General features: G+C 73.6%; 13 protein-coding genes and 3 pseudogenes. 6 read left to right on the top strand and 10 right to left on the bottom strand.

All coding sequences use genetic code 11. The features are described 5' to 3' along the window. Window positions 1-10: 10 nt before the first annotated feature. From ABD981_RS10940 to ABD981_RS10910, 7 genes and pseudogenes are all read right to left on the bottom strand, one after another. Window positions 11-1,058, bottom strand: a pseudogene (locus tag ABD981_RS10940) (proline racemase family protein). Next, window positions 1,055-2,060, bottom strand: a pseudogene (locus ABD981_RS10935) (proline racemase family protein). The pseudogenes ABD981_RS10940 and ABD981_RS10935 overlap by 4 nt, the downstream one beginning before the upstream one ends. A gap of 53 nt (window positions 2,061-2,113) precedes the next feature. After that, a complete protein-coding gene (locus ABD981_RS10930) occupies window positions 2,114-3,049 on the bottom strand; it encodes a dihydrodipicolinate synthase family protein (RefSeq protein WP_046910248.1) in 936 nt (311 codons plus the stop codon). Between the two features lie 72 nt (window positions 3,050-3,121). Beyond that, window positions 3,122-4,522 (bottom strand): annotated as a pseudogene (locus ABD981_RS10925) (FAD-dependent oxidoreductase). Further along, on the bottom strand, window positions 4,503-4,814 hold the full coding sequence (locus tag ABD981_RS10920; protein WP_046910246.1) for a (2Fe-2S)-binding protein: 312 nt from the start codon (window positions 4,812-4,814) through the stop codon (window positions 4,503-4,505). The pseudogene ABD981_RS10925 and the gene ABD981_RS10920 overlap by 20 nt, the downstream one beginning before the upstream one ends. A 52-nt stretch (window positions 4,815-4,866) precedes the next feature. Further along, window positions 4,867-6,021: an NAD(P)/FAD-dependent oxidoreductase gene (locus tag ABD981_RS10915; RefSeq protein WP_046910245.1), complete on the bottom strand. Its 1,155-nt coding sequence runs from the start codon at window positions 6,019-6,021 to the stop codon at window positions 4,867-4,869. A 71-nt stretch (window positions 6,022-6,092) separates the two neighbouring features. Beyond that, a complete protein-coding gene (locus tag ABD981_RS10910; protein ID WP_046910244.1) occupies window positions 6,093-8,450 on the bottom strand; it encodes a collagenase in 2,358 nt (785 codons plus the stop codon). 248 nt (window positions 8,451-8,698) lie between these two features. Here ABD981_RS10910 and ABD981_RS10905 point away from each other — a divergent pair, with 248 nt between their 5' ends. Both ABD981_RS10905 and ABD981_RS10900 read left to right on the top strand, forming a co-directional pair. Then, window positions 8,699-9,292, top strand: coding sequence for a TetR/AcrR family transcriptional regulator (locus ABD981_RS10905; protein WP_046910243.1), 594 nt, complete (start codon window positions 8,699-8,701; stop codon window positions 9,290-9,292). Between the two features lie 141 nt (window positions 9,293-9,433). After that, window positions 9,434-11,500, top strand: coding sequence for a galactose-binding domain-containing protein (locus ABD981_RS10900; protein ID WP_046910242.1), 2,067 nt, complete (start codon window positions 9,434-9,436; stop codon window positions 11,498-11,500). A gap of 68 nt (window positions 11,501-11,568) precedes the next feature. Here ABD981_RS10900 and ABD981_RS10895 read toward each other — a convergent pair whose 3' ends face one another. After that, window positions 11,569-12,849, bottom strand: a complete 1,281-nt coding sequence (locus ABD981_RS10895) for a YncE family protein (RefSeq protein ID WP_046910241.1) — start codon at window positions 12,847-12,849, stop codon at window positions 11,569-11,571. A 321-nt stretch (window positions 12,850-13,170) separates the two neighbouring features. Between ABD981_RS10895 and ABD981_RS10890 the strand changes: the two genes are divergently transcribed. From ABD981_RS10890 to ABD981_RS10875, 4 genes are all read left to right on the top strand, one after another. Then, window positions 13,171-14,301, top strand: a complete 1,131-nt coding sequence (locus ABD981_RS10890) for a sensor histidine kinase (protein WP_123954907.1) — start codon at window positions 13,171-13,173, stop codon at window positions 14,299-14,301. Beyond that, the gene (locus ABD981_RS10885; protein WP_046910240.1) at window positions 14,289-14,927 is read left to right on the top strand and encodes a response regulator; all 639 of its coding nucleotides are present in this window, start codon (window positions 14,289-14,291) and stop codon (window positions 14,925-14,927) included. Before ABD981_RS10890 ends, ABD981_RS10885 begins: the two co-directional genes overlap by 13 nt. Window positions 14,928-15,065: 138 nt before the next feature. Further along, window positions 15,066-15,476 carry an ATP-binding protein gene (locus ABD981_RS10880; protein ID WP_345528929.1) on the top strand — a complete coding sequence of 137 codons (411 nt, stop codon included), beginning with the start codon at window positions 15,066-15,068 and terminating at the stop codon, window positions 15,474-15,476. Then, window positions 15,464-17,989 (top strand): LuxR C-terminal-related transcriptional regulator, encoded by a 2,526-nt coding sequence (locus tag ABD981_RS10875; RefSeq protein ID WP_345528927.1) that lies wholly within the window; start codon window positions 15,464-15,466, stop codon window positions 17,987-17,989. The genes ABD981_RS10880 and ABD981_RS10875 overlap by 13 nt, the downstream gene beginning before the upstream one ends. Window positions 17,990-18,232: 243 nt before the next feature. Here the strand turns inward: ABD981_RS10875 and ABD981_RS10870 are convergent, their stop codons facing one another. Next, a complete protein-coding gene (locus ABD981_RS10870) occupies window positions 18,233-19,876 on the bottom strand; it encodes an ATP-binding cassette domain-containing protein (RefSeq protein WP_165590989.1) in 1,644 nt (547 codons plus the stop codon). Then, entirely contained in the window at window positions 19,873-22,608 is a 2,736-nt protein-coding gene (gene lanKC / locus ABD981_RS10865) for a class III lanthionine synthetase LanKC (RefSeq protein ID WP_046910239.1), read from the bottom strand. The genes ABD981_RS10870 and lanKC overlap by 4 nt, the downstream gene beginning before the upstream one ends. Between the last annotated feature and the right edge of the window lie 52 nt (window positions 22,609-22,660).

Genomic DNA, 22,660 nt, shown 5'->3' with positions numbered 1-22,660 from the left:
GGGGTGGCCGTCACAGGGCGAACCCCGAGCCGAGGGCGTCGTAGGGGTCGAGCGTGAACAGGTGCTCGCCCGTGCGGTGCGCGCTGCCCGTCACGGTGGTCACCAGGCCCTCCGGGCCCGCCCCTCCCGGCGCGAGCCGGCCCGTGAACACCGTGCCCACGACGGATTCGTGGGTCAGCGTGTCGTCCTCCTTCAGGCGCCCCTCGTCGGCGAGGAGGGCGAGCCGGGCGGAGGTGCCGGAGCCGCAGGGCGAGCGGTCGATCTGGCCGTCGGCGAAGACGGTGACGTTCCGCTGGCGCGGTCCGGCCGGGGTGTCGGGGAGGTCCTCGTACAGGATCACTCCGTACACCCCGGACAGCAGCGGCCGGCCCGGGTGGCGGGTCGCCGGGTGGCCGGCCAGCGCGACCCGGATCTCCCGGCCCGCGGCCACCAGTCCGGGCAGGTCGGCGCGGTCCACGCGCAGGCCGAACGCGGAGGCGGGGACCGAGGCGTAGCAGGCGCCGGCGTGCGCGAGGTCGACCTCGACCGTGCCCAGGCTCGTGGCGACCGGGACCGCCCGGCCGGTCACGCGGGCCGGGACGTTGCGGAAGGTGACGCCGGTGGTGCGGCCCTCCCGCGCGGTGCACGGTCGCGGCGACCCGCCCTGACGGGACGTCGATCCGCACCTCGACGTCCCGTCCGTCCTCGGGGACGGCGACCCGGCCGGAGTCCACGGCCCAGGCGCCGAGCGCCATCGTGCCGTGGCCGCAGGCCGTCGAGTAGCCGTCCTTGTGCCAGAACAGGACGCCCAGGTGCGCCCCGTCGTCGTCCGGGGGCACGACGAAGCCGCCGTACATGCCCGCGTGGCCGCGCGGCTCCCGGACGAGCAGCCGGCGCAGGCCGTCCAGCGGGCCCGGGCGCGGCGCGGTGCCGTCGCCGCCCGGGCCGAGGAGGGTGGCCCGGCGCTCGGCGACGGTGTCGCCGGGCAGCGGCGGCAGGCCGGCGGCGGCCAGGTCGACGATCCGGAAGGGTTCGCCGGCCGTGTGGTAGTCGGTGGTCCGCACCTCCGTGGAGCTCACAGCAGGAATCCCGCCGGGAAGGGGTCGGTCGGGTCGAGGAAGTACTGGCCCGTGCCGGTGATCCAGGCCCGGCCGGTGACCGTGGGCACGATCGCCGGGAGGCCCCCGACCGTGGTCTCGCCCACGATCCGGCCGGTGAACTCGGTCCCCGATGAAGGACTCGTTGACGAAGTCCTGGTCCGGGCCGAGGAGTCCGCGCGCGTGCAGCTGGGCCATCCGCGCGCTGGTGCCCGTCCCGCACGGGGAGCGGTCGAACCAGCCGGGGTGGATCGCCATGGCGTGCCGCGAACGGCGCCCGTCCGAGCCGGGGGCGGCCAGGTAGACGTGCTTCACGCCGCCCTGGTGCGGGTCCTCCGGGTGGACCGGGCGGTCCGGGCCCGCGTTGATCGCGTCCATGAGGGACAGCCCGAAGGCGAGCAGGTCCTCCTTGCGGGCCCGGTCGAAGGGCAGCCCGATGGAGTCGAGCTCCACGAAGGCGTAGAAGTTGCCGCCGTACGCGAGGTCGTAGGTGACCGTGCCGAAGCCGGGGACCTCGGTCTTGAGGTCCAGGCCCGCGCTGAAGGCGGGGACGTTGGTGAGGGTGACGGAGCGGGCGGCGCCGTCCTCCACCTTCACGTCCACGCTGACCAGCCCGGCCGGCGTGTCCAGCCGGACCGTCGTCACCGGCTCGCTGACCGGGACCATGCCGGTCTCCACCAGGACCGTGGCGACGCCGATGGTGCCGTGGCCGCACATCGGGAGCAGGCCGGACACCTCGATGAACAGGACCCCGTAGTCGGCGTCGGGGCGGGTCGGCGGCTGGAGGATGGCGCCGCTCATCGCGGAGTGGCCGCGCGGCTCGAACATGAGCAGGGTGCGCAGGTGGTCCAGGTGCTCGATGAAGTGGACGCGCTTCTCGGCCATGGTGGCGCCGGGGATCACCCCGACTCCCCCGGTGATCACGCGGGTCGGCATGCCCTCGGTATGCGAGTTGACCGCGTGGTAGACGTGACTGGTGCGCATGGTTCCCCTCGGTCGGTGGTCGGCGTCGGCCGGTGCGGCGGGACGGCGGGCTGTCAGTGGTGGCCGTCGGCCAGGGCCTTCTCCGTGGCGGAGCGTACGGCCGACAGCGTCTCGCCCGACAGGGGGTGCCGCGGCGGGCGGGTCGCGCCGCCGGGGCGGCCGGCGAGGTCCATCGAGACTTTGATGGCCTGCACGAACTCGGTCTTCGAGTCCCAGCGGAGGAGCGAGTGCAGCGACCTGTACAGCGGCAGCGCGGTCGTCAGGTCGCCCGCGACGGCGGCGTGGTACAGCTCGGCGCAGGATGCGGGGAACGCGTTGGGGTAGCCGGCGATCCAGCCCACGGCACCGGCCAGGGCCAGCTCCAGGAGCACGTCGTCCGCGCCGATCAGCAGGTCGAGCTCCGGGGCGAGTTCGGCGATCTCGTACGCGCGGCGCACGTCGCCGCTGAACTCCTTCACCGCCACGATGGCGCCGTCGGCGTGCAGCCGGGCGAGCAGGCGCGGGGTCAGGTCGACCTTGGTGTCGATCGGGTTGTTGTACGCCACGATCGGCAGTCCGGCCTTCGCGACGTCCGCGTAGTGGGCGCGCACGGCCTCCTCGTCGGCGCGGAAGGCGTTCGGCGGCAGCAGCAGGACCGAACCGGCGCCCGCCTCCGCGGCCTGCTCCGCCCAGCGGCGCGACTCGGCGCTGCCGTACGCGGCGACGCCCGGCATCACCCTGGCACCGTCGCCGGCGGCCTCGACGGCGGTGCGGACGACGCGCGCCCGCTCCTCGTCGGTGAGCGTCTGGTACTCGCCCAGCGAGCCGTTGGGGACCACGCCGTCGCAGCCGTTGTCGATCAGCCAGCGGACGTGGGCGGCGTAGGCGTCGTAGTCGACGGAGCGGTCCTCGCGCAGGGGCAGGGCGGTGGCGACCATGATGCCGCGCCAGGGTCGGGCGGGGGTCCAGGTGCCGGGGGTGGTGGCGGGTGCGGTGGTGCTGTCGGGCATGGTTACTCCTTTGTAGTGTGTGACATTTTACTGAGGGGTGTGGGGCGGCCACAAGAGGGCCGGGGGGTCTGATTAGGCGGGGTCCGAAGGGAGTTCCGCGAGATGGCGGAGCGGGACCGGGCACGCGAGGGGCCTGCGGTCCGGGGTCGGGCCCGTACCGCACAGGGCCGCCACCGCCGGGCCGCACATGCGGCCCTGGCACCAGCCCATGCCGGCCCGGGTCAGCAGCTTGACCGTACGCGCGTCGCGGGCGCCCAGCTCGTCCGTCGCCTCCCGGATCTCGGCCGTCCGCACCTCCTCGCAGCGGCAGACGTCCGTGTCCCTCGCGGAGCCAGGCCGTCCAGCCCGCGCCGGGGCGGTGGGCCGCGGCCATCGCGTCCGCGGAAGGCGCGCAGACGGGTGCGGGTGCGGCGGAGGCGGTTCGCCGCCTCGCCTCCCGTGGGGCCCGCCCAGGCTGGACGCGATCGCGTGTGCCGCCAGTTCGCCTTCGGCGAGCGCCAGTTGGGCTCCCCCGATGCCGCCCGTCTCGCCGGCCGACCAGATGCCCGGGACCGAGGTGCGCTGGTCCCGGGAGACCTCCAGCGCCACCGTTCCGTCCGGTGCCGTCCTCGTCGCGCAGCCCAGGCTCGTGGCCAGGGACAGTTCGGGGACCAGGCCGTGGCCCACCGCCAGCGCGTCGCACGGGATCCGGCGGGCGGTCCCCGGGACGGGGCGCCAGTCGCGGTCCAGGCGCGCCACCGTCACGGCCTCGACCCGGTCGGTGCCGTGCGCCTCCACCACCGCGTGGCGGGTCAGCGGGGCGCACGTGGTGCCTCGCCAGCGCGGCGCCGTAGCGGGCGCCCTCGAACAGCTTCGCCGGGTTCCGCAGGAGCGTGCCGGTGCTGCGGGCGTAGCCGGTGTACGCGGCCGCCTCCACCACCGCCGGGACGCGGGCGCCCGCCGCGGCGAGCGTCGCCGCCACCGCGAGCAGCAGGGGGGCCGCTGCCCGCCACGACGACGCGGCGGCCGGGCAGCACCAGGCCGCTCTTCAGCATCGCCTGCGCCCCGCCGGCGCCCACGACGCCCGGGAGCGTCCAGCCGGGGAAGGGGAGTTGGCGTTCGTACGCGCCCGTGGCCAGGAGGACCGCGCGCGCGTGGACCGTGGTGGGCTGCTCGGTGTTCGTGCGGGCGTGGAGCGTCCAGCCCTCGTTGTTCGGCAGGACCGTCCACACGTGGGTCTCCGGGTGGTACTCCACCCGGTCGGCCTTGCGCAGGCGCGCCTCGCGGGACGCGAAGGCCTGCCAGTCGTGGTGCAGGGCCTGCGGGCGTTCCGCGCCCAGTCCGGGGGCGGGGCTGCGGTAGTACTGGCCGCCGGGGCGTCGGCCCGCGTCCAGGAGGACCACGGACAGGCCCAGGTCGGCGGCGGTCACGGCGGCGGCGAGCCCCCGCGGGGCCCGCGCCGACGATCGCGAGGTCAGCAGCCGAGTTCGGCACGTCCGGTTCCCTCCTGGGTGGTGATCGTGTCGCCCGGGCCCGCCGGGACCAGGCACGCCCGCTGGTTGGGGGTGCCGTTGACGGTGACCAGGCAGTCGAAGCACTGGCCGATGCCGCAGAAGACACCTCTGGGCGCGCCGGTTCCGCGGGTGGTGCGCCAGGACAGGATCCCCGCGGACCAGAGGACCGCGGCGACGGTCTGGCCTGCTTGTGCGGGGAGTTCCCGGCCGTCGAAGGTGACGGTGTGCGTGGCGGTGGGCTCGCCGCCCACCAGGTCGCGCGGGGTGGTCATCTCGGTGCTCCGTGGGTCGGGGCGTGGGGGCCGCTCCCGCCGGTGGGGCGGGTCATGGAGCGGATCCTTCGGTGAAGTCCCTGTCCGGGCGGTACGGGGTCGGGTCGAGGGGCGGTCGGCCTTCCGTGAGGGCCGCCGCGATCAGGGCTCCCGTCGCCGGGGCCAGGCCGATGCCCGCGCCCTCGTGGCCGCACGCGTGGTGCAGGCCCGGGACCCTCGGGTCCGCTCCGATGGCCGGCAGGTGGTCGGGGAGGTACGGGCGGAAGCCGTGGTACACGCGCTGGACGTCGACCTCTGCCAGGATCGGGAAGAGTGCCTGTGCCTGGGTCGCCAGGCGCCGCAGCGCCTCGGTGGAGAGGGTGCGGTCGAAGCCCACGCGCTCCCGGGTGGCCCCGATCAGGACGGGGCCCGCCGGGGTGCCCTCCACCACCGCGGAAGACTGGAGGGCCGCCGAGTCGCTGGCCACGTCCGCGACGTAGTCCGCCGCGTAGACCTTGTGGCGGACGATGCGGGGCAGGGGTTCCGTCACCAGCACGAAGCCCCTGCGGGGGAGGACGGGGAGGCTCGATCCGGCGAGGGCCGCGACCTCGGCCGCCCAGGTGCCCGCCGCGTTCACGACGTTGGGGGTCAGGAGTTCGCGGCGGGTGGTGCGTACGCCGCGGACGGCGCCGCCGTCGTCGGTGAGGATGTCCGTCACCCGTTCGCCCAGGTACGTCGTCGCGCCTGACGCCTCCAGGAGGCGGGCGGCGGCCTTCGCGGGCTGGATCTGGGCGTCCTGCGGGTAGTGGAACGCGCCCGCCATGTCCCGGGACAGGTGGGGTTCCAGGGCGGGCAGGGCGTTCTGGGTGATCTCGGTGTTCTCGACGCCTGCGGCCCGTTGGCCCTCCGCGTAGGTGCGGAGGGCCTTCAGGGTGGTCTCGTCGGGCGCCACGACGAGACCGCCCTTGGGCTCGTACTCGGTGTCCGGCAGTTCGCCGGCCAGCTCGCGCCACAGTCTTGTGGACAGCAGCGCCAGGTCGAGCTCGGGGCCCGCCTCCTTGTCGGAGACGAGCAGGTTTCCTTCCCCGGCACCGGTGGTGCCGCCCGCGACGGGACCGCGGTCGACCACGGCGACGGTGAGGCCGGAGCGGGCCGCGTAGTAGGCGCAGGCTGCTCCCACTACGCCGGCGCCGATGATCACGGCGTCCAGGGGGTGTCTCTTGGGCACGGCAGTAATATGTCACATTCTTCAGGCGCTGCCCAGGCCCTCGAGGACCTGGGCAGCGACGAGTTGACCGGTCAGGTGCGGAGCGGGCCCTCACAGGTGAAGCCGGACGTGCCCGCGACCCTCGTGGACCAGATCTCCACCGGGCCGAAGGAGCAGTTCATGTCGGCCAGGTTGTTCGATGCCGCGCCGGCCCGGTCGAGGATGAAGTAGTCGACCGTCTCCGACATGTCCTTGAAGACCTGGTCCGGGCTGTTCGCGTCCTTCAGGTTGGCCGTGATCCGGCCCGTACAGACGAAGCGCTTCTTGCCGGGGTCGCCGTTCTCCACGCAGTCGGGGTTGTTGTACGTGGCCGTGGCGAAGGCCGAGCGGACGGCCTGCGCGCTCGTGTCGCGCAGCTGGTCGTTGGGGGTGAACGTGGTGTTCGGTACGTAGAGCTTGTCGAGCTGGGCTATCTGGGCGTCCAGGAAGCGGTCGTACGCCGCCTGGAGGCCCGGGTCCGCGCTCAGGCGCTCGCGCCAGGCGTCGTAGCCGGCCACGTCGTTCGCGCGCAGGTTGGTGTACATCTCGCGCAGCAGGCTCGGGCGCTCGGTCCACAGGAACTCGAAGAACGTGCCCGCGTAGTTGTAGAAGCGGAAGCCGTCGCCGTCGTAGGTGGCGTGCAGGAGCTGGCGGACGCTCATCCGCGGGCCGCCGCCGGCCGTGTCGTTGACGATGCCGCGCACCAGGGACTTGCGGACGGCGATGCCGTTGTCGCGGGTGGCGCCGTCGAAGAACTCCGCGGTGCCCTCGTCCATCGCGGTGGTGCGGTCGTTCTGGTACCAGGGGCCCTGGCCGAAGGTGCCGGGGACGGCCCAGCGGCCGTTGAGGTAGTGGGTGTACTCGTGCCGGAAGAGCTCTTCCAGGGTGAGGCTGGAGTCCTCCGGGACGCGGCGCTGGTACGTGTAGAAGGTGGCGCCGTTCTCGATGTAGACGCCGCCGTTGCTGGTGCCGTAGCCGGTCAGGACCGGGTGGTAGACCTCGTAGTCGAAGCGCGAGGCGTAGAGCACGATGTTGAGGGTGCCGTTGGTGTCGCCCGCGAGCGGCTGCTCGGTGCCCAGGACGCGGTGGAACTGCGACTTGACCTGCTTGCTCGCGTAGTACAGCTGGTCGACGGTGGCCCGGTCCAGGGCGGTGCGGACCTTGATGCCGCCGTTGTCGTACGTGAACGTGTTGGGGAAGAGCTTCTTCTCGATGTCGGCCTTGCACACGCCGTACGGCGCGCAGGCGTTGTAGTAGTTCAGCCAGGAGACGACCGAGCCCCACTGGACGCTGAGGCCGAAGGTGGACTGGACGGTGCCCAGTACGGTGCCGAGGTCGGCGGCGATGGAGTCCTTCAGGCCGTCGATCTGGCCGAAGCGGCCGTACTCGCCGAGCGCGTCGCGGACCACCCAGGCGTTGGACGTGCCCTTGAGGTGGCCGTAGCCGGCGAAGGCCCGGAAGGCGGCGCGGTAGGCGGGGTCCGCCTTCGCGGCGGCCTGGAAGGCGGCGTCCTGGTTGCCGGGGTAGACGCCCAGGTAGTTGGTCGAGAGGCCGGCGAGCGCCGCGCCGGCCCAGTCGGCGCTCCGGTTGGTCGCGGTGTGCGAGGCGTCCATGGTGGCGAGCACCCGGGTGATGAGGCCGAGCTGGTGCTGGCGCAGGCCGGGGCCGCTGCCCGCGTAGAGGGCCTCCCGCAGGGTGCGGGCGTTGGTCGGGGTGACGTCGAAGGTGCGGGCGGCGTTGCCGAAGTCGGCGATCGCGCGGCGCATCGCGTCGACCGTGGGAGCGTCGGTCACGTCGATCTCGGTGCGCGAGAAGTCGTGGTACACGACCGCGTGGAGATAGGTGAACATCTCCTCCAGGTTGGTCGAGTTGGTGCCGTCGTGCGTGGCGGAGAGCGCCGAGATGCGACGGGAGACCGCCTGGACGTGCGCGTCCGACATGACGGGGGCCAGGCGGGCGTCCCACCGCCAGATCAGGCCGCGCAGGCAGACGTCGGCCGTGACGGCCCTGTCGGCGAGGAAGTCCGCGAACCGCTCGGGCGAGAGGCCGGTGATGCCGTCGAGGGTGCAGGGGACGCCGGAGGCGAGGGTGGGGGCCTCGGCCGCGCGGGCCGCCGCCTTCGGGGCCGTGCCCGCCGCGCTCTTCGCGGGGCCCGGGACGCGGGCCTCGGGGCCGCCGCCCGGGGCGGGGGCCGGGGCGGGCTTGCCGGGCTTGGCGTTCGCGAGGTGGTCGACCTCGTCGGACGCGTGGGAGGGCCTCGCGCCGGTGGCGGGGCCGGCGGCGAAGGCGGCGGGCACGGCCGCCGGGCGCTCCGGGGCCACCTGGCCGACGGCCTGGCCGGCCGAGGCGACGAGGGTCACCGCGACGGCGGCGGCGAGGAGGGAGGAACGCACAGCTCTGTGCTGGGTCACCTGGGGACTCCTGGTCGGGGAAGGGGATGTGGGGGTTCACCGCGGCCGAGTCCCGGGCTCACGTAGGGACTTGACGGAGTACCGTCACCGCGTGAGCTGTAACATAGTAATGTGAAATTGCACTGACAAGCCCTCTGCGCCCACGAGTTCGGCCGGTTACGGCGAGGTGCCCCTCCGTGGCGCCTCCGGCTTCCCCGGCTCCTGCGGTTACCCTGTCGGCCCCGGTGGAGCCGATACGAGGAGGAACCATGGCGCGGATGCCGTCGGCCGAACGGCGCCGGCAGCTGGTCGAGGCGGCGGTGCGGGCGATGGCCAGGGACGGCGTGGCCCGGACGACGACCCGGTCGATCTGCGCCGAGGCGGGCGTCTCGCTGAGCGTCTTCCACTACTGCTTCGACTCCAAGCAGGCGCTCCTGGAGGCCGCCATCGAGTCGATCACCGACCACTACGTCGCCCGCGTGATGTCCGCGGTCGAGCCCAAGGCGACCCTGCGCGACACGGTCCGGGGCGCGCTCGGCACGTACTGGGACCACGTCACCGCCCACCCGGCCGAGCACATGCTGACCTACGAGCTCACCCAGTACGCGCTGCGCGAGGAGGGGTTCGAGCACCTGGCCCGCGCCCAGTACGAGCAGTACGTGGCCTCCGGCACCACCCTGATCGAGCAGGTCTGCGCGGTGTGCGAGGTCGAGCCGCGGGCGCCGGTCTCGCTGCTCGCGCACCTGCTGGCGGCGATGATCGACGGACTGACCCTGCAGTACCTGGTGCTCGGCGACGAGCGGACCGCGGCGGCGCTGCTCGACGCGACCGCCGATCAGCTGGTGACGCTCATCGGGGGCTGACGGATCATCAACAGGTCATTTGACCCGGACTCTTGACTCACTCGGCGATCCTCGCGATCCTCGGGCCCAACCGCTGTTACCGCAAGAAACACCCGGCGGCCCCAGCCCGGTACACCCCCATGACCGAAGGCATCGCTGACCATGACTCGACCAACTTCGCGCAGAGCGGGCGGGCGGTTCGCCCTCGTCTCGCTCTTCATCGCCCTGGCCACCGTCGTCTTCGGCGCGGGGCCGGTCCCCGCGGCCGACGCCGGTTCGTGGTGGGAACCCACCGCACGGCCCGCACCCGACTCCCAGATCAACGTCACGGGCACGCCCTTCAAGGGCACCGACGCCCAGGGCAAGGTGCGCGGCTTCATCGACGCGCACAACCACCTCATGTCCAACGAGGGCTTCGGCGGCCGCATGATCTGCGGCCAGACCTTCTCCGAGGCGGGCGTCGCCGACGCGCTCAAGGACTGTCCGGAGCACTACCCGGACGGCTCCGGCGCCCTCTTCGAGCACCTGACCGGCGGTGACAACGGCAAGCACGACCCGGTCGGCTGGCCCACCTTCAAGGACTGGCCCGCCAACAACTCGCTGAGCCACCAGCAGAACTACTACGCCTGGGTCGAGCGCGCCTGGCGCGGCGGCCAGCGGGTCCTCGTCAACGACCTGGTCACCAACGGGCTGATCTGCTCGCTGCTGCCCCGCGACCGCGGCTGCGACGAGATGGACGCGATCCGCCTGGAGGCCCGCAAGTCCTACGAGATGCAGGCCTACATCGACAAGATGTACGGCGGCCCCGGCAAGGGCTGGTTCCGCATCGTCCTGGACGCCGCCCAGGCCCGCTCGGTGATCGAGCAGGGCAAGCTGGCGGTCGTGCTCGGCGTCGAGACCTCGGAGCCCTTCGGCTGCAAGCAGATCCTCGACGTCGCCCAGTGCGGCAAGGCGGACATCGACAAGGGCCTCGACGAGCTGTACGGGCTCGGCGTGCGCAGCATGTTCCTCTGCCACAAGTTCGACAACGCCCTGTGCGGGGTGCGCTTCGACAGCGGCACCACCGGTGTGGCCGTGAACATCGGCCAGTTCCTGTCCACCGGCACCTTCTGGACCACCGAGCAGTGCGCGGGCCCGCAGCAGGACAACCCGATCGGCCTGGTGGCGCCCGCCGCGATGGCCGAGAAGCTGCCGGCCGGGGTGAGCGTCCCCTCGTACGCCTCCAACGCCAAGTGCAACACCCGCGGGCTGACCCGGCTCGGCGAGTACGCGCTGAAGGGCATGATGCAGCGCGGCATGATGCTGGAGCTCGACCACATGAGCGTCAAGGCGGCCGGGCGCGCCCTGGACATGCTGGAGGCCGAGGAGTACCCGGGCGTCATCTCCAGCCACAGCTGGATGGACCTGGACTGGACCGAGCGGGTCTACCGTCTCGGCGGCTTCGTCGCCGAGTACATGCACGGCGCCCAGGGCTTCATCGGGGAGGCCGCGCAGAAGGCGGCGCTGCGCAAGAAGTACGGGGTCGGGCTCGGCTACGGCACCGACATGAACGGGGTCGGCGGCTGGCCGGGGCCGGCCGGCGCGGACGCCCCGAACGCGGTGAAGTACCCCTTCCGCAGCTTCGACGGCGGCTCGGTCCTCGACCGGCAGGTCACCGGGGAGCGCACCTGGGACCTCAACACCGACGGCGCCGCGCACAACGGCCTGGTGCCGGACTGGGTCGAGCAGATCCGGCTGACCCCGGGCGGTCCGGGTGTCGTCGACGAGCTGTCGCGCGGCGCCGAGTCGTACCTGACCACCTGGAAGGCGACCGAGAAGCACGAGCTCGGCGTCAACCTGGCCTCGGGGCGGCCGGCCTCGGCCTCCACGACCCAGTGGTGGAACCCCTTCGTCGACTACTCCCCCGGCCTCACGGTCGACGGCGACACCGGCACCCGCTGGGCCAGCGAGTGGTCGGACGACCAGTGGCTGCAGGTGGACCTGGGCGAGGTGCGCCGGGTCGGCCGGGTCACCCTCGACTGGGAGCGGGCCTACGCCCGCGGCTACCGGATCGAGCTGTCGGAGGACGGCACGAACTGGAAGAGCGCCTGGTCCACGGAGGCGGGTGACGGCGGCTACGACACGGCGGAGTTCGCGTCGCAGCCGGCGCGTTACGTGCGGGTCCACGGGGTCACCCGCGCCACCCAGTGGGGCTACTCGCTCTACGAGCTGACGGTCAGCCGGTCCTAGACCGCGCGCACGAGGTACGGAAGGGGCCCGCCGGATCCGATCCGGCGGGCCCCTTGCGCCTGGCGGTCTCAGTGGGCGGCGGGGCCGGTCCAGTCGGCGGGCACGTGGGCGAGCCGGACCCGCTGGGGGTGGTCGCCGACGGCGACGGTGGCCACCCTCCGGCCGGTGGCGAAGTCGATGGCGGTCACCCGGTCGGCGCCGCTCTCGGAGATCACGCAGGACGTCCCGTCGCCGCTCACCGTGGCCCAGTACGGCTTGTCGGCCTCGACGAGCGGGCCCTGCTGGAGGGTGGCCCGGTCGACGATCGTCGCGTAGTCGTCCATGGTTCCCGCCACGCACAGCTTGCCGCCGTCCGGGCTCATCGAGAGGCCGTGGTGGCGCGAGTCGTTGACCCAGGTCGTGCGGTCCGGGCTGGTGGCCGGATTGCCCGGGAGGACCTTGGTGCGGGTGATGCGGTCGGTGGCGACGTCGTACTCCAGGAAGCCGTTGTAGAAGGAGACCTGGAAGTAGACCTTCTTCTCGTCGGGGGTGAAGACCAGCGGCCGCACGGCGTCGGAGAGGTCCCCGCGGCCGAAGGCGTCCAGCCGCTCGCGCATGTCGATGACGCGCACGGTCTTCAGGGTGGCGGCGTCGACGACGGTGATCTTCCGGTCGCCCTTGGTCCAGTCGAGCCAGGGGGCGTCGAGGGCGGTGGTGACCTCGCCGATGGACATGTTCCACAGGAGGCCGTCGGAGGTGAAGACGTTCTCGTGGGGCTTGTCGCCGGTCTTGAAGGAGCCGAGCTGGCGGCCGGTGACGATGTCGAGGACGTGCACCGTGTTCGCGGTGGAGGCGGAGACCGCGACCCGGGTGCCGTCGGGCGACACCGCCATGTGGTCGGCACGGTAACCGGCCACGGGGAAGCGCCAGTTGACCTTTCCGGTGCGCAGGTCGAGCGAGACGACGTCGGCGAAGCTGGGCCGGGAGACGACCATGGCCGCGCCGTCGGGGGTGGCGTACATGTCGTCGACGAACTGGTCGTGGCCCTCGCCCGGGCCGCTGCGCACCCCGAGGAAGAAGGCCAGCTTGATCGGATCGAGGTGGATCTCGCGCATCCGCTCCTCGCGGTCGGGGATCACGTTCACCCGCCCGACGCGCGCGAAGTCGCCACGGGAGGCGATGACATCGGCGGTGCCGTCCCAGTTGTTCCCGACGAACATCACCTCGCGCAGGGGCTCCGCGCCCGCCTCCTGCGGCGGCGCGGCGGCGCCGGTGCCGCCGAGGGCCGCGAGGAGGGCGAGGGCGGCGGCGAGGGCGGTGCCGAAACGACCGCGGGCGCGGGCTGAGCCCGTCTGACGAGAGGAGGGCATGGGGGTTCCTTCTGGGGAGGCCGAGGGCCGGCGAGAGAGGGGGGAACGGAAGGGCTTACCCGAGGTAACCATGGACGTGCCACGCCCAACAAGCCCTGGGAGAAGGGTGGTTACCATCGAGTAGAGCAGCGCCCCGAAGGCCCCGCACACCACCCGCACACCGCCTTCACAGCGCCCACAAATCGGCTGGTAGACGCCCTGTCGGCCGGTTCTCGCTCCGGCAGAATGCGGCCAAGACGACGGTTGCGGGCGCGGGAGGGCGTAGTCGTGCAGGTGGGGTCCTTGGTGAGGGAACGATTACGGGCATTACGGCACTCGACCGTGGCGGGATCCGGACTCCAACGCGCGCAGTCCTTCCTCATTCTGGCCACCCTGCTCTACCGGGCGAGCCATCTGACCGTCGGGGTCGCCGCGGTCGCCCAGCACCGCCAGGGCCATCCCGTCCAGTTCCTCGGGCTCGCCGCCGCCCTCGGGCTGAGCCTCCTGCTCTTCGGGGCGGCGCTCACCCGCGGCTGGTTCGACCCCCGGCACGTCTGGGCGGACGTGCTCGTCACCGGCTGCCTCCTGCCCTTCGCCCTGTACACCTGGGGCGGGGTCCGGGAGACCCCCGCGCTCGGCTGGGCCATGCTGCTCGGCGGATCGGCCAGCGGCGTGGTGTCCGTGGCGCTCCCCCGGCTCCAGGCTCTGGTGGCGCTCGTCCTGCTCGTCGTCACCCATCTCATCGGCTACCACCTGGTCGGCGCGAGCCGCGCCGTCCTCGGCGGGCACGTCAACTCCCTGCTCTCCTCCGCCGTGATGACCTGGGTCTTCTGGTGGTACCTGCGCCGCCAGGGCCGCATGCTCGACGAGGCGAACGCCCGCGCGCTCGCCGCCGAGACCCAGAAGGCCCGGTACGCCGAGCGCCTCCAGCACCACCGGGCGCTGCACGACACCGTCCTCGCCACCCTCACCACCCTCGCGAGCGGCGGCATCGACGCCAACACGCCCGAGGTGCGGGAGCGGTGCGCCAAGGAGGCCGCGTACCTGCGCCGGCTGATCCAGCAGACCGCCGACGAGGTCCACCACCCCGAGATGGGCGCCGCCCTCGAAGAGGCCGTCAGCTCCGCCGAGAGCCTGCGGCTGCGCGTCACCGCCCAGTACCACGAGCTGCCCCAGGTGCCGCCCGAGGTCGCCGCGGCCTTCGCCGACGCCGCGCGCGAGGCGCTCAACAACGTACGGCGGCACGCCGGCACCGGACACGCCTACCTGACCGCGACCGAGGATCCCGACGGACCCGGCGGGGCCGTGGTCACCGTGGTCGACCGGGGCACCGGCTTCGACCCGGAGCGCGAGGTCTCCGGCCTCGGCCTGCGCCGCTCGGTGCGCGAGCGGATGGCGGAGGTCGGCGGCCGGGCCACCGTCGACACCGCGCCCGGCGAGGGCGTGCGGGTGGAGCTGAGATGGCCCGGATGATCACCGTCGGCGTCGTCGACGACGACCGGATGCTCCTCGACGGCATGCGCTCCTGGCTGGGCCGGGTGCCCGAACTGCGGGTCGTGGCCATGGCGGCCACCGTCGGGGAGCTCCTCGCCGGCCCCGCCGCCCCGCCCGACGTCGTCCTGCTCGACCTGCTGCTCCGGGACGACTCCGCCCCCGCCGACAACATCCGGCGGGTGCTCGGCTCCGGCAGCCGGGTCCTGGTGATCAGCACCGTCCCGGACCGCGCCCGGGTCATCGAGGCGGTGCGGGCGGGCGCCGACGGCTACCTCACCAAGGACAACGACCTGCCGACGCTCGTCGCCGCGATCAAGGACGTGGTGGCCGGACACGGCGCCCACTCCCCCGAACTCGCCTTCGCCTGCGCCCACGACGACAGCCCCGAACGTCCCCGGCTCTCCCCCAGAGAACGTCAGATCCTGCTCGATTACGCCTCCGGGATGACCCTCAAATCGGCCGCCCGCCGCGCCGGGATCACGGTGCACACGGCCAAGGACTATCTGGACCGGGTCAAGGCCAAATACCAGCAGGCGGGCCGTCCGGCGTACACGAAGATCGACCTCGCCGCGCGGGTCCGCGAGGACGGCATCGACGGGGTCTGACCACGGAGGGAGCCCCCGCAAGCCCCCCAAACGGTGGGCTGCAGGGGGCACACGCCCCCTTCTTATCGTCATGCCCGACGATCGGGGCCATCGCCCCGGCGCCGACCTCCCTCTTCCCCACCCCCCTTGGAGAGGCAGATGACGACTCCCTACGCCTGTACCGCCCCGGCCCAGGACCCGTTCCCCCGGCCCGGGGGACAACTCGTGGGCCGGGGAACCGAGACGGGGCGGATCGCGGACGCGCTCGCGGACGCCCGGTCGGGCCGGGGCGGGACGGTGATCGTCACCGGCGAACCCGGTGTCGGCAAGACCCGGCTCGCCGCCGAGGCGATCGCCGCCGCCCGGGACGCCGGGATGGCCGCGGCCCGGGGCCGCGCGGGCACGGTGGGCCCCGCCGTCCCGTACCGGCCCCTGGTGGAGGCCCTGCTCGCGCTCTCCCGCGCCGAGCCCGCGCGCCCGGCCCGGAACGGGCGGACACCTACGGCCCGGTCCTCGCCCGGCTGCTGTCCGACCCCCGGGACACCGAGGTCGCCGGCGTGTCGCCGCTGATGGTGGCCGAGGCGGTGCTGCGGCTCATCGCCGTCGTCGGCCGGCGGCGCGGCTGTCTGCTCGTCCTCGACGACCTGCACGAGGCCGACCCCGGCACCCTCGCCGTCGTCGAATACCTCCTCGACAACCTCGGACAGCTGCCGGCCGTGCTGCTGCTCACCGCCGAGCGCGCGCCCTGCGGTGCGGTCGCCCTCGCGGCCCGCGCCCGCCAGGACGGCGTCGCCACTGTCATCGACCTGATGCCGCTCGGCCGCTCCGCGGTGCGCCGGCTCGTCGCCTCCGAACTGGGCATCGCGCCCGAGGAGGTCAGCCCCGCGCTCGTCCGGCGCGCGGCCACCGGAGCCGCCGGCCTCCCCTTCGTGGTCAAGGAGCTCGTGCACGGCCTCGGCGGGCTCGCGCAGAACCTGCGGCTCCGGGCCGCCCGGCTCGGCCCGCGCGGCGAGGAACTGCTCGGCCTGGCCGCCCTGCTCGGCCCCCGCTTCCCGCTGCCGGTGCTGCGGCACGCGGCCGACTGCGACGAGGCCGAGCTGACCGGGCTGCTGCGCGCCGCGACCGCGGCGTCCCTCGTCGTGCCGGACGGCCCCGGCACCGACTGGTACGCCTTCCGCTACCCGCTCGCCGCCGAGGCGTTACGGGAGGCCCTCGGGCCCGTCGAACACGCCGGGTACGCCCGCCGGGCGGCCGGCGCCCTCGCCGCGCTGCACCCCCGGCTGCCCGGCACCTGGTGCGCCCGCGCCGCCGAACTCCACGAACGCGCGGGCGACACCGCCGAGGCCGTCCGCCTCTACGCCGAGGCGGCCCGGCGGGCGACGGCAGAGGGCGGCCCCGACCGCGCCCTCGACCTGCTGGCCCGCGCCCACCGGCTCTCCGACCCCGACACCGCCCCGGAGCCCCACGCGGCGGTCCTCGCCCGGCTCCTGGACGCGATCGCCAGCTCGGGGCGGCTGGACCGGCTGCCCGCCGCCCCCGGTCCCGGTTCCCCGGCGCGCCCGGACGGCCCGCGCCCCTGGGAACCGGGGCCGACCGTGCCCCCCACGCTCCGCGCGGGCCTGCACGCCCGCCTCGCCGAGATCCAGACCCAGGCCGGACGGCCCGTGGAAGGGCTGCGGCACCTCGACCTGGCCCGGCGCCTGCTCGCGGGGCGCGACGGCGCGGGGGCCGACGCGGCCGTCGCCCGGGTGGAACTCGCGGCGGCGCTGGTGGAACCGGCCCGGCTGGCCCCCGAACGGCTGCGCACCGCCGAGGAGTCCGCCCTGCGGGCCGTCGGCGCGGCACACCGCGCCGGGCTGCCGGAGGTGGCCGGCCGGGCGCTGCTCGCCCTGGCCCGGCTGCTCCGCGAGCGGGACGAGACGGCCGCGGTGGCCCGCCTGGAGGAGGCCCGGTCGCTGGCCGAGGCGCACCACCTGCCCGGCGTCCGGCTCTCCGCCGAACTCGGCCTGGCCCGCGTCGAGGTGGGCCGCGACGGGCGCACCGCCCCGATCGAGCGGGCCAGGACCGAGGCCCTGCGCGCGGGACTGCTGCCGACGGCCCACGAGGCCGGACTCGAGCTGGCGCTCGACCGGGTGCGGCGCTGCGCGTTCGACACCGCCGGGGAGCTGGTCCGCGAGGGGATCGCCGACGCGACCCGGCTGGGCCTGGGCCGGGCGCTGTCCCGGTGGCGGCTGCTCGACGCGGTGCGGTGGGCGCACCAGGGCCGGCGGGCCGAGATGGAGGACGCGCTGAAGCGGCTCGCCCCGCTGCTCGACTCCGCGCCGGGGGTGCGGCCGGCGGCGTACGGGCTCGCCCGGGGGTTCTGCTCGCTCCTGGAGGAGGACCACGAGGCCGTCGAGCGGGAGTTCGCGCAGGCCCTCGCGTACGACGCGGAGAATCCGGCGACCGGCGAGTTCGGCCGGCACGGGGTGGTGCTCCTGCTCGGGGTGCTGGCGGGCCGCATGGGGCGGCGGCACCACGACGGGATCGTGGCGGCCAGTGCGGCCGGGTCCCGCTGGAACCGGGCGTTCGTCGGCCTGGCGCACGCCGTGCTGCTGGGCCGGGAGGGCCGGACCGGCGAGGCGACGACCGCCGCGACGGCCGCGCTCGACGCGGCGGCGCCCTACCCGGTGGCCCACCACCTGTGTCTGCGGCTGGTGGCCCGCCCGGCGTACGAGGACGGCTGGGGCACCCCGGTGGAGTGGCTGCGCGAGGCCGAGGAGTTCTTCCACGGCGCCGGCCTGCCGGCCCCGGCGGGGGCCTGTCGCTCCCTGCTGCGCGGGATGGGCGCCCCGGTGCGGCAGCGCCGCTCGGGGGCCGACCGGGTGCCGCCGGGGCTGCGCCGGTGCGGCATCACGGTGCGGGAGTTCGAGGTGGCGCGGCTGCTGGCGGAACGCTTCGGCAACCGGGACATCGCCGGCCGGCTGCACATCTCGCCGCGCACGGTCGAGAAGCACGTCTCCAGCCTGCTGCAGAAGACCGGCCACCCCACCCGGGCGGCCTTCGCCTCGGCCGCGCGGGAGCTGGTGGCCGGTCCGGCCTAGGCGTGTCCGTGCCCTTCGCGTCGGGCTCGGCCCGCGGTGCCGGTGCCGCGGGCCCGGCGTGATCCGGAAGCCACGGCCCGGGCACGTCGGAGCCGGCCCGGGCACGCCCGGGCCGGCCTGACCGGTTCAGTCCGTTTCCGGTCGATGCGGGTCGGATCTCCGTTCTCCGCCCGGCCGGAGCCGATCCGGAAGGGGCCCGGCGGGGGGCGGGTCGATCCGCCCGCCCCGCCGGGCCCCGCCCCCTCAGGCCGGGGTCCCGACACCCCCCGGAACACCTCCCGGAACACCCCCCGGGACCTCGGCCGCCGACAGGTTCACGACCCGGTCGAAGAGGCCGTCGAGGTCCTCGTCGCCGTGGTGCACGACGAGGAGCGCGCGGCCCTCGGTGTGTTCGCGCAGCATCCGCAGGACCAGGGCGCGGCCCGCGTCGTCGAGGTTGGCGAAGGGCTCGTCGGCGAGGTACACCTCGGCGTCCTCGGCGAGCAGCGCGGCGACGCCGAGCCGCTGGCGCTGGCCGGAGGACAGCTCCGAGGGGAGCTGGTCGGCGAGGGCGTCCAGGCCCATGCCGGTGCGCAGCCGCGGATCGGTGACCAGCTCCCGCACCGGCAGCGGGGGCAGGTGGACCGGCGAGGTCAGGCTCGCGACCCGGGACGGCAGGGTGACCGTGCCGCTGTCGGGGGCGAGGGTCCCGGCGACGATGTGCAGCAGGGTGGTCTTGCCGCAGCCGTTGGGGCCGCGGAGCAGGACGCGTTCGCCGGGCCGGAGCCCGAAGTCGGGGATCGCCACGGTCGAGCCGGCCTCGGTGCGCAGGCCGGGCTCCGCCCCCTCGGCCGTCCGGTCGGTGTCCTCGCGGTCCCCGGGGTCCCCGAGCTCCTTGGGTCCGTAGTGGACGCGGGCGCCCCGGACCAGGACCAGGGAGCCCTCGTCGTGGTACGGGGCGGTGCCGGAGGCGCGCAACCCCTCGATCCGCTTGAGGACCGCGGTGTTGCGGCGGGTCTGCGGGATCATGGCCACGAGGTCGAAGATGCCGTTGACGGCCCGCCACAGCGAGTTCACGAAGGCGAGGAAGCTGCCGAAGGACATCCGGCCGCTGAAGACGAAGAAGGCTCCGATGACCATCGACGCCGTGTCCGACAGGTTCATCACCAGGTCGCTGAGGGTGCGCTGGCGTTGCGCGAGGCGGTAGTTGGTGTAGGTGAGGCCGAGGAAGCCGCGCAGCGCGTCCTGGTTGGCGGCGCGCGCCCCGGGCAGGAGCGAGCGCAGTCCGCGCAGGGCGTGGAAGGCTTCGAGGGTGCGGGTGAGGGTGTTGACGTACCGCGCCTCGGCCTCGCGCTCGGGGTCGGTGTTCTTCTCGATCCGCCGGGCCAGGTCGTTGCTGACCAGGACGAGCGGCGGGATGATCACCAGCAGGATGAGGCTGGCCTGCCAGGAGAGGTAGAGCAGGACGCCGAGGAAGACGACGGACGCGCAGGCCTGGCGGGCGATGCGGATGCAGACGTCGACGGCCGGCAGCACGCCCTCGCGGACGTCGTTGTGGATGCGGCTGACGTAGGAGGCGTTGCCGTCCTCCGAGATCTTCCGCCCGTCGAGGCCGAGCGTGCGGCCGAGGAGCTCGGTCTCCAGGCCGAGCACGAAGGTGTTCTCGAACCGCTTGCGCCAGAGCCCGACCCCGTAGCCGGAGAGGTTGAGGGTCAGGCCGAGGACCAGGTAGCAGCCGCCGAGGAAGAGGAACCTGCGGAAGTCGGCGGTGAGGATCGCCTGGTCGAACAGGGCCTTGAGGAGCAGCGGGTGCAGCAGGGCCTCGGTGCCGCCCAGGAGGGCCTCGGCGACGAGGATGCCGGTGAAGGGGCGCTGGTGGCCGCGCAGGGTGCGCCAGATCTGTTTCACCGGTCCGTCCCGTCGAGCTCGTCGAGGAGGAAGTCGGCCGTGCCGCCGTGGTTGGCGCGGTGCAGCACCCGCAGCACTCCGGCGGAGCCGGTGAGGTAGTCGGTGGAGCAGCGCAGCAGGCCTTCGCCGGGTACGCCGAGCGGGGTGACGCCGGCCCGGCGCGGGACCTCGAAGTGGGCGGCGGGTTCGAAGAGGAACACCTTGCGGACGAAGTCGAGCTGGCGCAGGGCCGTCTCGCGGTAGGAGGCGTCGCCCGTGATGTCGGCGGCGTCCAGGAGCGCGTCGGCGATGCCGCTCATGCCGAAGGAGTAACCGGGGAGGACGGAGTGGCCGACGTCGAGGGCGCGCAGCACGGTCCGGGCGGATTCGAGGTCGCCGTAGCGCAGCAGCACCTGCGCCACGCCCGCGGAGCCCACCTCGATGTAGGGCTCCATGGTCCCTTCGTGCTCGAACATGATGAGGCCGGAGTCCTCCAGGGGCTTGGCGTGGGCCATCTCCCAGGCGAGTGCGTCCCGGCCGAGGTCCCGGTAGCGCTCCTCGCCGGTGACCTGGTGCATCCGCAGGAGGAACATCGCCACTCCGGCCTGGCCGAAGCCGAGGCCGGTCAGCGGGCCCTCCTCCGAGAAGTCGTTGAGCCAGTAGGCGTGCCGGCCGTCCCGCTGGACGGTGTCGAGGAGGACACGGGCGCAGTCCTTCGCCGCGGCGAGGTCGCGGGGGTCGCCGCCGCGCAGGTAGAAGCGCAGGTTGGTCATGCCGATGCCGGACAGGCCGTAGTAGAAGGTGTGGTCGGCGGTCTCCAGGGCGCGCCGGTTGGCGTGGCCGAGGAGCTGCCTGGCCTGGCGGCGCATGCCGAGCGACTCGGACGCCCAGGCGATGCCGGCGAGTCCGCTCATCAGGCCGTCCGGGTAGGCGTCCAGGTCGATCCTGGTGAGCTGCTGACGCAGCCAGTCGTGCCATTCGGGCCGTACGGGGACGCCGGAGGCGTGCAGCGACCAGAGCACGCCGCTGGCGCCGAAGCCGAGGCTGAGCGGGTTGGTGACGTGGGCGAAGGGGTCGACCGGGAAGAGCGTGGCGCGGTCGGTGTCGGCGGCGGCCTCGACGAAGGCGGCGACGCCGGCCTCGGTGGCCCGCAGTCCGCTCGGCTCGGTCTCGGGGCGCCGGCGCTCGGTCCTGACCCGGGCGAGCAGCTCGGCCTCCCGCGCGTCGAGGAACTCGGCGACGTCGGTGAGTCCGATCCGGGTGGCGGCGAGGTCGGTGACCAGACGGTGGATCTCCTCGGGCCAGCCGAGGCCGTCGAAGAAGACCCGGTAGGTGTCGAGGACGTCCTCGCGCAGGTAGGACATGGCGGCGATGGGGAAGACGAAGTACGCCATGGTGGAGGCCAGGGAGTAGAGGTCGCCCTCGATGCCGGCGGGCTTGAAGCCGCCCCGGGAGAGGCTGAAGCCGGGGGTGTAGAGCTCGACGGGCCGGGTGAGGCCCCCTTCGCCGGTGCCGTCGGTCCCGTCGGTCCCGCCGGTCTCGCCGGTGGCTCCGGAGGCGTCGACGAGGCGGCAGGCCTCCAGGTCGACGATGCTCACGTCGTAGCTCTCGGGGTCGATCAGGAGGTTGGCCGGGGTGAAGTCGCCGAGGACGACGCCGCGCCGGTGGGCGGCGTCGATCGCGCGGGCGAGGCCACGGAAGACGGTGATGAAGATGCGCAGGAACTCCCGCGAGCGGGCGGGGTCGAAGCCGGGGCGGGCGAGCGGGTTGTGTTCGAGCAGCACCGAGCGGATGTCGGTGCGGTCGATGAACTCCTCGGCGATGTAGTGGTGTTCCCAGTGCCGGAAGCGGGCGATCGGGTCCGGGTAGGCCTCGACCTCGGCCAGCATGTTGAGGAAGGTCCACTCGCGGCCGAGGGTGTCGACGGCGTCGTAGTCGAAGCGCGGGTTGAGGTTGGTGTGCGGCCGGGCCTCCTTGAGGACCACCTGCCGGTCGCCGTCCAGGGTGTCCTCGGCCGTGTACACGCCGCCGCTGTTGGAGAACTGGAGGGCTCCGGTGACCCGGAAGCGCCCGCCGAGAAGGCCCTCCCCCTCGGCCTCCTCGGCGGGCTTCCAGTCGGCGAACGGCCACGGCACCCACCAGGGATGGGTGTCGCCGGGCCGTCGTCCGTCCGTCTCGGGCCGGCCGTCGGGGCCGATGATGTGCGGGATCTTGCGGCCCAGGATGTCGACGGTGTGGGTGGAGAGGAGCTGGCCGTACCGGAAGTACAGCGCCTTGCTGTCGCGATAGCGCAGATCGGACAGCACGTACGCGCCCTCGGCACCCTCCAGCAGGCGGGCCAGATCGGCGAGGCACGTCCTGAATTCGTCCTCGTCGCGCGGGTAGACGGTGAGCAGTTTGCCCCCGCTCCCCCTGGACATCGCCTTGGAGTTGAGCATCTCGAAGACGTTGAGGTCGAGCGCGATCTTGAAGTCGATCTCCCGGCCCACCAGGTGGCCGATCACCGTGGCCGCCACCTCCCTCACCTGACGGTGGTTGGAGGACACGTGGATCTTCCATCCCTGCGAGGGGAGGTCGGGGTTGTGCCGATGGCTCCACCAGATGCCGCTGCGGACGAAACGCGCCCGCGTCCGCTCGTCGAGGTCGGCCAGGAAGTGGTCCTTCCGCGGCTTGTAGTACACGTCGAGCGGATCGAAGAAGAGGGTGTCGTTCCAGGCGAAGAGGAACCGGTGGACCCATCGTTGGTCGCGCATGTCAGCCTCTGTGGTCGTCGAGGTGCCGCCGACGGCAGCGGCGGGGCGTGTG

Origin of the sequence: Streptomyces showdoensis, assembly GCF_039535475.1 — a bacterium.
In the GTDB taxonomy this organism is placed as follows: domain Bacteria; phylum Actinomycetota; class Actinomycetes; order Streptomycetales; family Streptomycetaceae; genus Streptomyces; species Streptomyces showdoensis.
Note: the sequence above shows the minus strand (reverse complement) of the source record. Positions and strands in the feature narration are given on the sequence as shown.

Coding starts and splice junctions, on each gene's coding strand:
- ABD981_RS10930 (WP_046910248.1), bottom strand. CDS start 3,049: ATGCCCGACAGCACCACCGCACCCGCCACCACCCCCGGCACCTGGACC.
- ABD981_RS10920 (WP_046910246.1), bottom strand. CDS start 4,814: ATGACCACCCCGCGCGACCTGGTGGGCGGCGAGCCCACCGCCACGCAC.
- ABD981_RS10905 (WP_046910243.1), top strand. CDS start 8,699: ATGGCGCGGATGCCGTCGGCCGAACGGCGCCGGCAGCTGGTCGAGGCG.
- ABD981_RS10900 (WP_046910242.1), top strand. CDS start 9,434: ATGACTCGACCAACTTCGCGCAGAGCGGGCGGGCGGTTCGCCCTCGTC.
- ABD981_RS10895 (WP_046910241.1), bottom strand. CDS start 12,849: ATGCCCTCCTCTCGTCAGACGGGCTCAGCCCGCGCCCGCGGTCGTTTC.
- ABD981_RS10885 (WP_046910240.1), top strand. CDS start 14,289: ATGGCCCGGATGATCACCGTCGGCGTCGTCGACGACGACCGGATGCTC.
- ABD981_RS10880 (WP_345528929.1), top strand. CDS start 15,066: ATGACGACTCCCTACGCCTGTACCGCCCCGGCCCAGGACCCGTTCCCC.
- lanKC (WP_046910239.1), bottom strand. CDS start 22,608: ATGCGCGACCAACGATGGGTCCACCGGTTCCTCTTCGCCTGGAACGAC.